At 70.3% G+C, this 13,480-nt stretch carries 16 protein-coding genes and 1 pseudogene; 12 read left to right on the forward strand and 5 right to left on the reverse strand.

What is annotated here, in order from left to right:
• Positions 1-57: 57 nt before the first annotated feature.
• A complete protein-coding gene (locus ACZ5TL_RS36005) occupies positions 58-1,452 on the reverse strand; it encodes a metallopeptidase TldD-related protein (protein ID WP_468595000.1) in 1,395 nt (464 codons plus the stop codon).
• Positions 1,449-2,972, reverse strand: coding sequence for a TldD/PmbA family protein (locus ACZ5TL_RS36010; RefSeq protein WP_468595001.1), 1,524 nt, complete (start codon positions 2,970-2,972; stop codon positions 1,449-1,451). Before ACZ5TL_RS36010 ends, ACZ5TL_RS36005 begins: the two co-directional genes overlap by 4 nt.
• Before the next feature lie 240 nt (positions 2,973-3,212).
• On the opposite strand from ACZ5TL_RS36010, the pseudogene ACZ5TL_RS36015 reads away from it, so the two are divergent.
• Positions 3,213-3,734: pseudogene (locus tag ACZ5TL_RS36015) on the forward strand (DEAD/DEAH box helicase); the annotation flags it as partial.
• Positions 3,735-4,000: 266 nt separating this feature from the next.
• Here the strand turns inward: ACZ5TL_RS36015 and ACZ5TL_RS36020 are convergent.
• Positions 4,001-4,201 carry a DUF397 domain-containing protein gene (locus ACZ5TL_RS36020; protein ID WP_468595002.1) on the reverse strand — a complete coding sequence of 67 codons (201 nt, stop codon included), beginning with the start codon at positions 4,199-4,201 and terminating at the stop codon, positions 4,001-4,003.
• Positions 4,198-5,058: a helix-turn-helix domain-containing protein gene (locus ACZ5TL_RS36025; RefSeq protein WP_468595003.1), complete on the reverse strand. Its 861-nt coding sequence runs from the start codon at positions 5,056-5,058 to the stop codon at positions 4,198-4,200. Before ACZ5TL_RS36025 ends, ACZ5TL_RS36020 begins: the two co-directional genes overlap by 4 nt.
• A 167-nt stretch (positions 5,059-5,225) precedes the next feature.
• On the opposite strand from ACZ5TL_RS36025, the gene ACZ5TL_RS36030 reads away from it, so the two are divergent.
• The 11 genes from ACZ5TL_RS36030 to ACZ5TL_RS36080 all read left to right on the forward strand — a co-directional run bounded on the left by ACZ5TL_RS36030 (position 5,226) and on the right by ACZ5TL_RS36080 (position 12,799).
• Complete coding sequence (locus ACZ5TL_RS36030; protein ID WP_468595004.1) at positions 5,226-5,690, forward strand: ATP-binding protein; 465 nt, start codon at positions 5,226-5,228, stop codon at positions 5,688-5,690.
• 139 nt (positions 5,691-5,829) lie between these two features.
• Positions 5,830-6,102: a hypothetical protein gene (locus ACZ5TL_RS36035; RefSeq protein ID WP_468595005.1), complete on the forward strand. Its 273-nt coding sequence runs from the start codon at positions 5,830-5,832 to the stop codon at positions 6,100-6,102.
• Positions 6,103-6,215: 113 nt separating this feature from the next.
• Positions 6,216-7,130 carry a helix-turn-helix transcriptional regulator gene (locus ACZ5TL_RS36040; RefSeq protein WP_468595006.1) on the forward strand — a complete coding sequence of 305 codons (915 nt, stop codon included), beginning with the start codon at positions 6,216-6,218 and terminating at the stop codon, positions 7,128-7,130.
• 185 nt (positions 7,131-7,315) lie between these two features.
• Positions 7,316-8,566: an McrB family protein gene (locus ACZ5TL_RS36045; RefSeq protein WP_468595007.1), complete on the forward strand. Its 1,251-nt coding sequence runs from the start codon at positions 7,316-7,318 to the stop codon at positions 8,564-8,566.
• Positions 8,563-9,627: a 5-methylcytosine restriction system specificity protein McrC gene (locus ACZ5TL_RS36050; RefSeq protein WP_468595008.1), complete on the forward strand. Its 1,065-nt coding sequence runs from the start codon at positions 8,563-8,565 to the stop codon at positions 9,625-9,627. The genes ACZ5TL_RS36045 and ACZ5TL_RS36050 overlap by 4 nt, the downstream gene beginning before the upstream one ends.
• Positions 9,528-9,836: a 5-methylcytosine restriction system specificity protein McrC gene (locus ACZ5TL_RS36055; protein ID WP_468595009.1), complete on the forward strand. Its 309-nt coding sequence runs from the start codon at positions 9,528-9,530 to the stop codon at positions 9,834-9,836. The genes ACZ5TL_RS36050 and ACZ5TL_RS36055 overlap by 100 nt, the downstream gene beginning before the upstream one ends.
• Before the next feature lie 109 nt (positions 9,837-9,945).
• Complete coding sequence (locus ACZ5TL_RS36060; RefSeq protein ID WP_468595010.1) at positions 9,946-10,230, forward strand: type II toxin-antitoxin system Phd/YefM family antitoxin; 285 nt, start codon at positions 9,946-9,948, stop codon at positions 10,228-10,230.
• 5 nt (positions 10,231-10,235) lie between these two features.
• The gene (locus tag ACZ5TL_RS36065) at positions 10,236-10,622 is read left to right on the forward strand and encodes a type II toxin-antitoxin system VapC family toxin (protein WP_468595036.1); all 387 of its coding nucleotides are present in this window, start codon (positions 10,236-10,238) and stop codon (positions 10,620-10,622) included.
• A gap of 173 nt (positions 10,623-10,795) precedes the next feature.
• Complete coding sequence (fabG, locus tag ACZ5TL_RS36070; RefSeq protein ID WP_468595011.1) at positions 10,796-11,515, forward strand: 3-oxoacyl-[acyl-carrier-protein] reductase; 720 nt, start codon at positions 10,796-10,798, stop codon at positions 11,513-11,515.
• Positions 11,516-11,520: 5 nt separating this feature from the next.
• Complete coding sequence (gene fabI, locus ACZ5TL_RS36075) at positions 11,521-12,288, forward strand: enoyl-ACP reductase FabI (RefSeq protein WP_468595012.1); 768 nt, start codon at positions 11,521-11,523, stop codon at positions 12,286-12,288.
• A gap of 160 nt (positions 12,289-12,448) precedes the next feature.
• Positions 12,449-12,799: a hypothetical protein gene (locus ACZ5TL_RS36080; RefSeq protein WP_468595013.1), complete on the forward strand. Its 351-nt coding sequence runs from the start codon at positions 12,449-12,451 to the stop codon at positions 12,797-12,799.
• Here ACZ5TL_RS36080 and ACZ5TL_RS36085 read toward each other — a convergent pair.
• Positions 12,777-13,469 (reverse strand): FadR/GntR family transcriptional regulator, encoded by a 693-nt coding sequence (locus tag ACZ5TL_RS36085; protein ID WP_468595014.1) that lies wholly within the window; start codon positions 13,467-13,469, stop codon positions 12,777-12,779. The genes ACZ5TL_RS36080 and ACZ5TL_RS36085 overlap by 23 nt on opposite strands.
• Positions 13,470-13,480 lie beyond the last annotated feature (11 nt).

The following is a 13,480-nucleotide window of genomic DNA, read 5'->3' on the forward strand; positions in this document are numbered from 1 at the left end:
TCTCCTTGGATGATCTTCGGCCGGCCGGGCGACAGCCGGCTGCGAACGCCTACGAGGTTATACGCCCTGGCTGACAGAGCTCATATTGAAATCCGGGACGCGCAGCGCGGGCATCGCCGCCCTGGTGAACCAGTCGCCCCACTCCCTGGGCAGCGTCTTCTCGGTCCGGCCGGCCTCCGTGGCCCGGCCCAGCACGCCGACCGGCGACTCGTTGAACCGGAAGTTGTTCACCTCGCCGGTCACCTCGCCGTTCTCGACGAGGTAGACGCCGTCCCGGGTCAGACCGGTGAGCAGCAGCGTCGCCGGGTCGACCTCGCGGATGTACCACAGGCAGGTCAGCAGCAGCCCGTGCTCGGTGTCCGCGACCATCTCGTCCAGAGAGCGGTCCTCGCCCCCGTCCAGGACGATGTTGTCGATGCCCGGCGCCACGGGCAGCCCGGTCAGGCCGGCGCTGTGGCGGCTGGTCGTCAGGTGCCGCAGCTCGCCCTCGCGCATCCACTCGGTGGCCGCGAGCGGCAGCCCGTTGTCGAACACCGACTGGTCACCCCCGGAGGAGTGCGCGATCACGAACGGCGCCGACTCCAGGCCCGGTTCGTACGGGTCGCTGCGCAGGGTCAGCGGCAGGTCGGTCAGCCTCTCGCCGACCCGGGTGCCGCCGCCCGGCTTGGAGAAGACCGTGCGGCCCTCGACCGCGTCCCGGCCCGACGCCGACCACAACTGGTAGATCAGCAGGTCCGCCACGGCCGTCGGCGGCAGCAACGTCTCGTAGCGCCCCGCGGGCAACTCCACACGCCGCTCGGCCCAGCCGAGGCGCACGGCCAGCTCCGCGTCCAGCGCCGCCGGGTCGACGTCCTTGAAGTCCCGCGTGGAGCGCCCGTCCCACGCGGACCGGGTCCGGTCCGGCGACTTGGCGTTCAGCTCCAGCGTCCCGTTCGGCTGGTCGTGCCGCAGCCGCAGCCCCGTGGAGGTGCCGACGTAGGTCGACACCAGCTCGTGGTTGGCGAAGCCGTACAGCTCGCGGCCGCCCGCACGCGCGCGTGCGAAGGCCTCGCCGAGGGCCGGGGCGAAGTCGGCGAACACGGCCGAGGACGTCTCGACCGGCGCCTCCGTGAACTCCGGCGACTGCGCCACGCCCGTGACCAGCGGCTGGGCGTCCTCGGCGGGACCGGCACCGCGCGCGGCGGCCTCGGCGGCCCGCACCAGGGGCTCCAGATCGTCGGCGGTCACGGCGGACCGCGACACGACCCCCGAGGCCGTGCCCTCCTTGCCGTCCACCGTCGCGACCACGGTGAGCGTGCGCCCGCGCGTGACGCCGTTCGTGGTCAGCGCGTTGCCCGCCCAGCGCAGGTTGGCGGTGGACTGCTCGTCGGCGATGACGACACAGCCGTCCGCCCGGGACAGTTCGAGGGCGCGCTCGACGACCTCGTGGGGCTTGCTGGTGCGCGCGCTCATCGACTGGCCTCCTGCGTGGTGTTGAGGATGTTGACGCCCTTGAAGAGGGCCGACGGACAGCCGTGCGAGACGGCGGCGACCTGGCCCGGCTGGGCCTTGCCGCAGTTGAAGGCGCCGCCCAGGACGTAGGTCTGCGGTCCGCCCACCGCGGCCATCGAGCCCCAGAAGTCGGTGGTCGTCGCCTGGTAGGCCACGTCCCGCAGCTGCCCGGCGAGCCGCCCGTTCTCGATCCGGTAGAAGCGCTGCCCCGTGAACTGGAAGTTGTAGCGCTGCATGTCGATCGACCAGGACCGGTCGCCGACGACGTAGACGCCCCGCTCGACGCCCCCGATGAGGTCCTCGGTCGACATCCCGGCCGGGTCCGGCCGCAACGACACGTTGGCCATGCGCTGCACCGGCACGTGCCCGGGGGAGTCGGCGTAGGCGCACCCGTTGGACCGCTCGAAGCCGGTCAGCCTCGCGATCCGCCGGTCCAGCTGGTACCCGACGAGCGTGCCGTCCCTGACCAGGTCCCAGGACTGGCCCGCGACGCCCTCGTCGTCGTACCCGATGGTGGCCAGGCCGTGCTCGGCGGTGCGGTCGCCGGTGACGTTCATCAGCTCCGAGCCGTAGCGCAGCCTGCCCAGCTGGTCGAACGTGGCGAAGGACGTGCCGGCGTAGGCGGCCTCGTAGCCGAGCGCCCGGTCGAGCTCGGTGGCGTGCCCGATGGACTCGTGGATGGTCAGCCACAGGTTTGACGGGTCGACGACCAGGTCGTACAGGCCCGGCTCGACGCTCGGGGCGCGCATCTTCTCGGCGAGCAGTTCCGGGATCTGCTCCAGCTCGCTCTCCCAGTCCCAGCCGGTGCCCCGCAGATACTCCCAGCCGCGTCCCACGGGCGGCGCGAGGGTGCGCATCGAGTCGAACTCGCCGCTCGACTCGTCCACCGACACGGCGTTGAACACCGGGTGCAGCCGCACTCGCTGCTGCGTGGTCACGGTCCCGGCGGTGTCGGTGTAGAACTTGTTCTCGTGGACGGTGAGCAGCGAGGCGTCGACATGGTCCACCCCCCGCGCCGCCAGCAACCGCGCGCTCCAGTCCGCGATCAGGGCGGCCTTCTCCTCGTCGGGCACCGTGAACGGATCGATCTCGTACGACGAGATCCACGTCTTCTCGGCGTGCACCGGCTCGTCGGCCAGCTCGACGCGCTCCTCCGAACCGGCCGCCTTGATCACCTGGGCGGACAGCCTGGCCATGGCCACCGCCTGCCCGGCGACCCTGGCGGCGGCGTCCATGGTGAGGTCGACGCCGGACGCGAAACCCCACGTACCGCCGTGCACCACCCGCACCGCGTACCCGAGGTCGGTGGTGTCCGAGGACCCGGCGGGCTTGGCGTCCCGGAACCGCCAGGAGGCGCCCCGCACCCGCTCGAACCGGAAGTCCGCGTGCTCGGCACCGAGTGCACGCGCGCGTGCGAGGGCCGCGTCGGCGAGGGCGCGTAGGGGGAGTGCCAAGAAGGTCTGATCGATGTCATGGGGCACGGTCGGAGAGATCCCTTCGGGCGCTTGCCTGTGGTGACCATCGGAGGCAGTGAACCACGTCTCGCTCTTCGGACTCCCCTGAAAAAGCTGGAGCGTGAGGAAGCGAAACCACCGGCGGAAGGAGGGGGGTGGGGCAGTAGGGGTGGATCAGTTGCGTGGTCCGTCTCCTGGCGGGGGTCTGCTTCCAGGACGTGGCACGCGACCAAGCGGACGTATGTGATCAAGGGGCCCGACCGACCTATGGACGTCTTCGGTGTCCATCACGACCTCATCGCCGAGTACGAGGCGTTCACCAGCTCCCTCGTCGCCGTGCGGGACCCGGACATCGAGAGTCACCTCGTCGGCGAGCGCGAGCGCAAAACCCGCTGGCCGACCTACATCGTGCCGATCGTCGACAAGGTGCTGCGGCACCCGAATCCCGACGGGATCTCGGCGATCGTCGTCTATCCCATGAACGCGCTGGCCAACAGCCAGCTCCACGAGCTGGAGAAGTACCTCACGTGGGGCGTCCCCGAGGACCGCCGCAAGGTGACCTTCGCGCGGTACACCGGCCAGGAGGACTCCGAGCAGAAACTCCAGGTCCTGCGGAACAAGCCGGACATCCTGCTCACCAACTACGTGATGCTGGAGTACCTCCTCACTCGCCCCGACGAACGGCGGGAGCTGATCGGCGCCGCTCGTGGCCTGCGCTTCCTCGCCCTCGACGAACTGCACACCTATAGGGGCCGCCAGGGAGCGGATGTCGCCCTTCTCGTCCGCCGGCTGCGGGACGCCTGCGAAGCACCCCGCCTCCAGTGCATCGGCACCTCGGCCACGATGGCGACCGGCGTCACCTTCGTCGACAACCGGCAGGATGCCATCCTCCAGGCCGGCCACTTCAACGACTTCGCCCTGGTCAGCCAGGTACGCGGTGCTCTGTACCGGGCTCTGGCGACGGCGGGGGAGCTTGGGCTGACCTACGACCGGCTGCCCCAGGCCGTGGGGGACAACTCCCGTACCCGCCCGTTGTCGTCACGTACGACGCGGACTCAGCCGTCCAGAGACGCGTGGGCTGCGAGTGCCGTGAACGCCGCCCACGTGGTCGGTGTGAAGACGAGTGGACGGATGTGCGTGTCCTTGGAGTCGCGGATGCGGATGGCCTCGGGGCGCACGGCGACCTCGACGCAGTTGTCGTTCTCGCTGCCGCTGTAGCTGCTCTTGAACCAGCTCAGCTCGTAGGCGGTAGTCATAGCGCTCCTCGCATCTGTTCCAGCAGCGTCACGGTAGCTCGACAGTCCAGGGCTTGGGAACGCAGCTTGCCATAGCGCTGGAGCAGGACGCTTACATCCTTGGGCGCGGAGATCAGGCTGCTCGACCGCTGGCCTTCGGTGTAGCCGAGCCACTTATGAGCCGTTGTCTCCGCGAGGTACATCTGACCGTCGATGCCGCAGTGGTCCTCCTGGACGGTGGCCATAATCTGGATCTCGACATTGCGCCGCGCGCTCATCTCAAGCAGGCGATCGATGACTTGCCTGGTGACCTCGCGCCCTCCCATGCGCCGGGCTACGACGCTCTGTTCGATGACGAAGCTGAACGCGGTGTTGTGGTTGGCGGAGATGAGCTGCTGCCGTTCCAGCCGAGACGCGACCTCCCGTTCGATCTGCTCCTCGGACGCAGGCGGCAGTCGCCGGTCGAAGATGGCTCGGATGTACACCTCAGGTTGCAGCAACCCTGGAATCGCTCGGCACTCGTACGTGTACAGAGAGACCGCATCCTCCTCAATCTCCGCCCACTGCCGAAACCAGGAAGCCAACACCGCCCTCCGCGTCAGACTCTTCGCCGCAGCCGTGAGGACCTTGACCGCGACCGACCCCAGGACCTCCTCCGCCCGCCCCGGCAGGTCCGCCGGCGGGAACCGCTTCCCCTGCTCGATCTTGGCGACGTACGCGGCCGAGTACCGCACCCGCACCGCGAACTCCTCCTGCGTCAGGCCGCATTCCTCGCGCAGGGCCTTGAGGACCGCGCCGAAGGTCTTCAGGCTGTCGGAGAGTTCCGCCTCCGTGGCGTTCGCGGCGCCGTTTCCGCCTCCGCCGTGGTCCGTCCTCATCGCCGCGTGCCTCCCGTGTTCACGTCTCCACGCCCCGCACAACCCCGCCCGACCCGCCCAGGGTCACGGGGAGTTACCCACCCAGTCCAGAGTGTGCACCGATACAGTCGCGCCTGTATGGGTGTCGTCCCTGTTGGGGGCCGGGAGCGGCCCGGAACGCTGGGCGCATGCCAGCACCACGGGCCCAAGAGGCCGTAACCGTAAGTGTGTTCACCCAGCGCTTCTCCGCCACGCGCCGCGGCGCACGCCTCGCCCGCAGACTCGCCACCCACCAGCTCGACCGGTGGCACCTGCCCTACGGCAGCCCGGCCTCCGATACCGTCACCCTCGTCGTGGCCGAACTCGCCTCCTACGCGGCCCTCCACGGCCGCGTGCCGGGGCGTGACTTCGAGTTGCGGCTCACATGCGACCGGACCGCGGGACTCGTCCGCGTCGAGGTGTCCGACACCCACCCGGGGCACCCGGAGCCGACGGCCCAGGGCTCTGCGGACGCCGACAGTGGCAGAGGTCTGCTCCTCGTGGAAGCCGTCGCCGACCGCTGGGGCGTGGCCGGGCGGACGGGTCCGGGCAAGACCGTGTGGGCCGAGTGCGCGGTCCGTGTCCCGGACGGCCCGTGTCCCGTTCGGCCGTAGTTGACGATCATCTTCCGCAACGCCCTGCTACGCGTGCCGAGTTGTGATTTCGGCCAGTGTCAGTAGGGGCGGGTAGGCTTGCCGGCCTGTTCGAGTTGACGGTCAGCTCTGCGACGGGCGACGGCTTGTGGAGGCGTACGTGGTCGGACGTGAGGTCGCTGCGGCGGACCATCCGAGCAAGGAGGTCAGGGCGGTCCTCAAGCGGCTCGTCGCCGACGGGTGGACGCTCGCGTCGGAGGCTCACTGGGGCACGCTGTACTGCCCGTGTCCGGACCACTGCACGGTGATCCGGGTCGGTGGCACCCCGAAGAATCCCAGCCAGGAGGCCCGTCGAATAGCCCGCAAGGCGAAGTGGTGCCCGCTGCCGCCGGACGACCCGCGCACGGCCCTGCGTGGCGGCGTTGGCAATTGACAACACCTTCGGGCTCGGCGAAGCTTGCATCTGGGGGGTTCCCTGGAGCGAGAGGCCGCAGATACCGGAACCAGGAAGAGCGAGCAGGCATACGCATGGGGGGCTGGGGCGCCATGGAGTACGAGTTTCACTTCGTCGTGGACGGCATCGAGGTGGACGACGACAAAGCTGTCGCGATCGTCCACGAGACCTTCGATGGGGTGTTGACCCGTCACCGAGGCCGGCACTTCCTGGACGTCTCCGAGAGCGGGGTCAACGCGATCGACGCGGCCCACCGTATCGTCGTACGGCTGCGCAAGTCCCTGCCCGCCCTGAGACTGGTGCGTACCGACCCCGACCTCGTGGGTGTCTCGGACATCGCGGAGCGGGTCGAGCGTTCGCGCCAGAACGTCCAGCAGTGGGTGAACGGAGAGCGGCGGCAGGACAAGCTGCCCTTCCCGGATCCCGAGGGGATCACCGGACGCTCACCGGTGTGGCGCTGGGGAGACGTCAACGCCTGGCTCGCCCAGTTCGGCGAGGGCGACGAGGTGCACCCACCCACCCGCGAAGAGGCCCTGACCATCGACTTCCTGTTGCCCAAATGGCAGCGAACCCTGGACGACGGCCTGCCCCTGGTGCACTTTGCCGCCGCCGAAACCGCGGACGGGCGGGATGAGGAGCGGGAGACCGTCCAGCGGCTGCTGGAGGGCACACTGGCGTTGCCCGGCGTGCTGGAGCGGATCGCCGCGTTCCCCGTGCCCAGGACGGAGCGGCAACGGCTCACCGTGGTGTGCGCGGTCCTCACCGACCGGCTGAGCAGCGTGGTGTCCCGCATCGGCCACGACGAGGTGTGGGCGGTCCTCGCCTTCCAGGGCGCGGAGAGCGAGCTGCACCTACAGCCCGTCGGCACGGCGAAGGCTCCGGGCGCGGTCCCGGTCTCCAGCCTCGGTCTAGGCCCTGAGGCCACCGTCGGTGACCTTCTGCTCGTCCAGACGAACGGCCCCGACGACATCCCGATCACCCCGATCACCCCGGTCGGCCTGGACTGAGTCCGGGCGCGGCCGTCACCCCCGCCCCTGCGACGAATGGACGCCGTGCCCAGCATCACGACCGTCGTCGCCCAGGCCCTGCACACCGCCGCGACCGTCCTGCGGAAGGAAAAACGGCGCTCCCCGCCACCGGACCCGCGCGCAGGGAAGCCGTCGCCCGGGAACTCGACGCCTTCCTCAACCGCATGCGCAAGGGCGACATCGTGCTGTCCACCGACGGCTTCGAGACGTACGTCGGAGTGGTCGGCGGTCCCGCCGCCCACAACGCGGAACGGCTGGAGCGGCCCGTCGACTGGCGCAACCTGAACAAGCCCCTGGACTTCCTCAAGGACCTGCCCTCCGGACTCTCCAGTGTCGTCCAGGACGCGGACTCCCAGGTCCTGGAGGCCACCGAGTACGCCGAGACCGTCCTCGCCCTGATCGGTGACATGCCGCGCACCGCCCCGCTGCCCACGGGCCCGGCCGTACTGCCCGACGCCACCGCCGAACTGGCCGAAGCGCTCCACATGCCCGACACCACCTGGCTCCGGGACTGCGTCGAGCTCCTCCGCGCCACCCCGCAGCTGATCTTCCACGGGCCGCCCGGCACCGGAAAGACGTACACGGCACTCGCCCTCGCCCGCCACCTGGCCGGCGCTTCCAGCGCCACGAACGTTCGCCTCGTCCAGTTCCACCCCGCCTACGCCTACGAGGACTTCTTCGAGGGCATCCGCCCGCGCCTGGGCGCCGGCCAGGACGGTGACACGGGCGGCGGCCTCGCCTACGACCTCGTCCGGGGCCCGCTGCGCAAGCTCGCCGACGAGGCGGAGCGGCGCCCGGCCGAGGTCTTCGTCCTGGTCGTCGACGAGATCAACCGCGGCCACCTGGCCAAGATCTTCGGCGAGCTGTACTTCCTCCTGGAGTACCGCCACGAGCGCGTCCACCTGCTGTACGGCTCCGACGACGGACGGGGCTTCCGCCTCCCGCCCAACCTCTACATCCTCGGCACCATGAACACCGTCGACCGCTCGGTGGCGTACATGGACGCCGCCATGCGCCGCCGCTTCTCCTTCATGGAGCTGCACCCCGACACCCCGCCGGTGGCCGGGTTGCTGGACTCCTGGCTGCGCAGGCGGGCGGAGGAACGGGGCGAGGACCCGGCCGCGTTCGACGACTCCCACGCCCGTCTCCTCGACGAGATCAACCGCCTCCTCGCCGACGGCAGCCCCGGGGACCGCTCCTTCCGCGTCGGCCCCTCGTACTTCATGCAGGACCTCGCCCGCACGGGCGAAGGCGCGCTCGAACGGCTGTGGAAGACCCAGATCATCCCGCTCCTCACCGAGCACCACTGGGGCGACGGCACCGACGTGGAGTTCACCTACGGACTGGACAAGCTGCGGGAACAGCTCGGCATCCTGCCGCCTTCAGACGAGACCTCCGGCTCCGAGGACTCGTGATCTCCCGCCACACCCAGCCACGCGAATGCCGTGACACCGCCGCGCGCATCCGGCTCGCGGAGGGCGGCGGCTGGACCACCTGGAACCTCACCCCCGCCCAGGTGGCGACGCTCGCCACCCACGACGGCCTCGTCCAGCTGCACCCCGAGGCCGCCACACTGTGGCGGCTGAAGGCCAAGGACCGCGTGGGGGCCGTCCGTCTCGGCAGGGGCGACGGCGCCCTCCAGCTGACGATCACCCCCAAGGTCCCGGTCGACCGTCTCCTCCACCTCGTCTCCTATGCCCCGGAGCGCGTCGACTTCGATCCGTGCCCGGTCACCGCCGACGCCCGCCCGGACCTCCTCCCGGCCCTGGCGCACGCCTTCGTCTCCGCCGCCGAACGCGCCCTGCTGCACGGCGTCCTCCACGACTACCGGGAGACGTACGACACGCTGCCCGTCGTCCGGGGCCGCATCCGCCACGCCGACCAGCTCCGCCGCAGACCGGGTGTCCCCGTGCCCCTGGAAGTCGCCTACGACGACCACACGCCCGACATAACGGAGAACCGCCGCCGCCTCCTCCTCCTCCTCCTCGCCGCCGCCCGCCGCCTCCTGCGCGTGCCCGGCCTCGACCCGGCACCGCGCTCCGCCCTCCAGCGCCTCACCGCCCGGCTCGACGGAGTCCGGCTCCTGCCCGCCGGGGCCCCGGCACCCCGCTGGACCCCCGACCGGCGCAACGCCCGCTACGCCCACGCCCTCGTCCTCGCCGAACGCGTCCTGCGCGGCGCCTCCTACGAACTCGGCGACGGCCGCGAGATCGCCGTCGACGGCATGCTCGTGACCATGTGGCGCCTCTTCGAGGCCTACCTGGCCCGCGCCGTCGGCGAATCCCTGCGACCGCGCATCGGGGGCAGGCCCGAACCGCAGGACCGGAACTTCTCCCTGGACGCCGCCGGCAGGCACGTCCTCTCAAGCCCGACCTCGTGCACTTGCCGTCGCCGCGCGACGGGGCGATGCGCCAGGCCGTCGTCCTGGACGCCAAGTTCAAGACCAGACCGCAGCGGGGCGACCTGTACCAGATGACCGCCTACTGCGTACGCCTCGGTCTCACCGAGGGGCATCTCGTCTACGCCTCCGGCAGGCCCGGAGTCGTGGAGGTGCCGGTGGGGGAGGGGCGGCTGAGGATCTGGCGACACGTCGTCGATCTCGCACGTCCCTGGCGGGACCTGGCCTCGGACATCGAGGGTCTCGCCGCGTCGGTCGACACGGCACGCAACCGCGGGACCGTATGAAAGCGACGGAGTCCGAGGGCCCGGAGGTGTTCAAGCCGGGTACCGGCAGAATATAGGTACCATCAGCGATATGTACGCACAATCCAGCCTGCTGTGACGGGAGGGCGGTATGAGCACCATTTCCGTTCGCGAGTTCTCGTACAACCCCAGCGCGGTCTTCGCCCGGGTCGAGAAGGGCGAGGCGATCGAGGTCACCCGGCACGGCAACGTGATCGCGATACTGTCTCCGGCGGGCAGTCCCATGGAGCGGTACGCGCACTTGGTGGCGCAGGGGAAGATCAAGCTGAAGCCGGTCACCGCCGCCGACCGCCACAGCATGCCGCACTACGAGGTGCCGGAAGACATCGACCCCGTGGCGCTCCTGCTGGCCGAGCGCGCAGAGGACGAGCGTTGATCTACATGGACACGTCCGCGCTGGTCACCTGGATGACCCGGCGCAGTCACTGGGGCGCGTTGGACGCCTTCCTCCAGCAGCGGGCCATGGAGCCGCTCGCCACCAGCACGCTCGGCTTCGTGGAGACCGTACGGACGCTGGACCTCATGGGGCACTTTCCCAAAGCGATGGAGGACCTGGACGCCCGGATCACCGAGATCCTGCTCACCCGAGAGGTGCGCGACGCTGCGGCTCTCCTGGTCGGGTGCCTGAGAACGCTGGACGCGATCCATGTGGCCAGCGCACTGTCGCTGCGTGACGACGTGACCGCAGTGGTGACGTACGACCGCAGGATGCTCGAGACAGCGCGCGCCCAAGGGCTGCCCGTCTACGCACCCGGAACGGCGGAATGATCTAGCGGTCGACTGTAGAAACCCGACAGGGAGTCCGGTACGCCACTGTGGGTGCCCGATTGTCCGCGGGCGTGCCCGGACCGATAGGTTTTCGAGGAAGCCGCCTGTCATCGCCGCCTGTCGTCCAGGCGCCCCGGGCGGGGTACGCAGACCGCTATCGAAAGGGTGATCCGTTGAGCCGCTCGGTTCTCGTCACCGGAGGCAACCGGGGCATCGGCCTCGCCATCGCCCGTGCCTTCGCCGATGCCGGCGACAAGGTCGCCATCACCTACCGCTCGGGTGAGCCGCCGGCCGCCCTGGCGGAACTGGGCTGCCTGGCCGTCAGGTGCGACATCACCGACGCCGAGCAGGTGGAGCAGGCCTACAAGGAGGTCGAGGAGGCCCACGGCCCCGTCGAGGTCCTCGTCGCCAACGCCGGCGTCACCAAGGACCAGCTCCTGATGCGCATGTCCGAGGAGGACTTCACCTCGGTCGTCGACACCAACCTCACCGGCACCTTCCGCGTCGTCAAGCGCGCCAACCGCGGCATGCTGCGGGCCAAGAAGGGCCGCGTCGTCCTGATCTCGTCGGTCGTCGGCCTGCTCGGCTCGGCGGGCCAGGCGAACTACGCCGCCTCCAAGGCCGGCCTGGTCGGCTTCGCGCGTTCCCTCGCCCGGGAGCTGGGCTCGCGGAACATCACGTTCAACGTCGTCGCGCCCGGCTTCGTCGACACCGACATGACCAAGGTGCTCACCGACGAGCAGCGCGCCGGCATCGTGTCGCAGGTGCCGCTCGGCCGGTACGCGCAGCCGGACGAGATCGCCGCGGCGGTGCGGTTCCTCGCCTCGGACGACGCCTCGTACATCACTGGAGCCGTCATCCCTGTTGACGGCGGACTGGGAATGGGTCACTGATCACCATGAGCGGAATTCTCGAGGGCAAGCGCATCCTGATCACCGGTGTACTGACGGAGGCCTCCATCGCCTTCCACGCCGCCAAGCTGGCCCAGGAGCAGGGTGCCGAGGTCATCCTCACGGCGTTCCCGCGGCCCACGCTGACCGAACGCATCGCCAAGAAGCTCCCCAAGCCCGTCAAGGTCATCGAGCTCGACGTGACCAACGACGAGCACCTCGGGCGCCTGGCCGACATCGTCGGCGAGGAGCTCGGCGGCCTCGACGGCGTCGTCCACTCCATCGGCTTCGCACCGCAGGACGCCCTCGGCGGCAACTTCCTCAACACGCCGTTCGAGTCCGTCGCCACCGCCATGCACGTCTCGGCGTACTCCCTGAAGTCGCTCACCATGGCCTGCCTGCCGCTGATGCAGAACGGCGGCTCGGTCGTCGGTCTGACCTTCGACGCCCAGTTCGCCTGGCCGCAGTACGACTGGATGGGCCCGGCCAAGGCCGCCCTGGAGGCCACCAGCCGCTACATGGCCCGTGACCTGGGCAAGCAGAACATCCGCTGCAACCTGGTCTCGGCGGGCCCGCTCGGCTCCATGGCCGCCAAGTCCATCCCGGGCTTCAGCGAGCTGGCCTCCGTGTGGGACAACCGCTCCCCGCTGGAGTGGGACCTCAAGGACCCCGAGCCGGCCGGCCGCGGTGTCGTCGCGCTGCTGAGCGACTGGTTCCCGAAGACCACGGGCGAGATCATCCACGTGGACGGCGGTCTGCACGCCATCGGCGCCTGATCTTCCCTACGTCGTAGACGCCCCGTCTCCCGCAGCGCGCGGGGAGCGGGGCGTCACCCGTTCGGCCCATCCGGCCGGGCGGGGCGGGCCGTAACTGGGCACTCTGGAGTACGCGTTCACCACGCGATCCCCTCCCCAGCACGGCCGAGGAGGTCCCCTTGTGCGCTTGTCCCGCCGAACGGCCTCACTGTCCGTCGCCGTCGCCCTCGTCCTGACCCTGGCGTACCAAGCGGTGCCTCACGCGCGCGTGCCCGCCGACCGGGACGAACCGGCGGATCCCTTCGGCGCCGCGTGCCGGATCCGCGTCACGGGGTCCGAGGTGACCGCGTTCTGTCACAACCCCTATCCGGAGCCCGACCGGGTGAGTCTGCACGTCGAGTGCGCCCGCTGGTGGGACATCGACACCGACAGCTCCCCGGTGGAGGCCGGTCCGGCGCAGACCGTGCGGCTGACGGGCCGCTGCTGGAAAGAGGTCGGCGACGTGTGGGTCAGTCACCGGCGGGCGAGCTGATCCCCCCGGGGCGGCACAGGAACGGGTAGCGGGCGGCCTCCGCCGCCGCCTCGTCCGCGTCGCCCGCGCGGATCGCGTCGAGCAGCCGCCCGTGGTCCATGTAGGTCTCCGGCGTCAGCTCCTCGCCGACGTCCTCGCGCAGCCAGTCCCGCAGCACCTCGCCCAGGTCCGCGTACATCGCGGTCATCACGTCGTTGTGGGAAGCGGACACCACGGCCAGGTGGAAGGTCGCGTCCGCCGTCACGAACGCCTCCGCGTCCCCCGACTCCCAGGCCTCCTCACGCCGCAGCAGCAGCGCGTCGAGCTGCTTCAGGTCCTTCTCCGTACGCCGCTGCGCGGCCAGCCGGGCGGCGGCCGACTCCAGCGTGGAGCGCAGCTCGGCGATGTGCCGGGGGTCGGCCTCGGCGAACCGCCGCTGCATCACGCCCGCCAGCTCGCTCGTCGCCACGACGAACGTGCCGGAGCCCTGGCGGATGTCCAGCAGGCCGTTGTGCGACAGCGCGCGGACGGCCTCGCGGACGGTGTTGCGGGCGACACCCAGCTGCTCGACCAGTTCCGGCTCGGTCGGAATGCGGGAGCCGACGGGCCACTCGCCCGAGGTGATCTGGGCCCGCAGGGCGGCGATGACCTGCTCGGAGAGCGCCGAACGGCGGGGATGGCTCAGGGGCATGGCTCACCTTC

This window comes from Streptomyces sp. NPDC033136, from assembly GCF_055578235.1.

Bases quoted from the DNA above. Each gene is read 5' to 3' on its own strand.
- ACZ5TL_RS36005 (WP_468595000.1), bottom strand. From the start codon at position 1,452: ATGAGCGCGCGCACCAGCAAGCCCCACGAGGTCGTCGAGCGCGCCCTC.
- ACZ5TL_RS36020 (WP_468595002.1), bottom strand. From the start codon at position 4,201: ATGACTACCGCCTACGAGCTGAGCTGGTTCAAGAGCAGCTACAGCGGC.
- ACZ5TL_RS36025 (WP_468595003.1), bottom strand. From the start codon at position 5,058: ATGAGGACGGACCACGGCGGAGGCGGAAACGGCGCCGCGAACGCCACG.
- ACZ5TL_RS36030 (WP_468595004.1), top strand. From the start codon at position 5,226: ATGCCAGCACCACGGGCCCAAGAGGCCGTAACCGTAAGTGTGTTCACC.
- ACZ5TL_RS36040 (WP_468595006.1), top strand. From the start codon at position 6,216: ATGGAGTACGAGTTTCACTTCGTCGTGGACGGCATCGAGGTGGACGAC.
- ACZ5TL_RS36045 (WP_468595007.1), top strand. From the start codon at position 7,316: ATGCGCAAGGGCGACATCGTGCTGTCCACCGACGGCTTCGAGACGTAC.
- ACZ5TL_RS36060 (WP_468595010.1), top strand. From the start codon at position 9,946: ATGAGCACCATTTCCGTTCGCGAGTTCTCGTACAACCCCAGCGCGGTC.
- ACZ5TL_RS36065 (WP_468595036.1), top strand. From the start codon at position 10,236: ATGGACACGTCCGCGCTGGTCACCTGGATGACCCGGCGCAGTCACTGG.
- fabI (WP_468595012.1), top strand. From the start codon at position 11,521: ATGAGCGGAATTCTCGAGGGCAAGCGCATCCTGATCACCGGTGTACTG.
- ACZ5TL_RS36085 (WP_468595014.1), bottom strand. From the start codon at position 13,469: ATGCCCCTGAGCCATCCCCGCCGTTCGGCGCTCTCCGAGCAGGTCATC.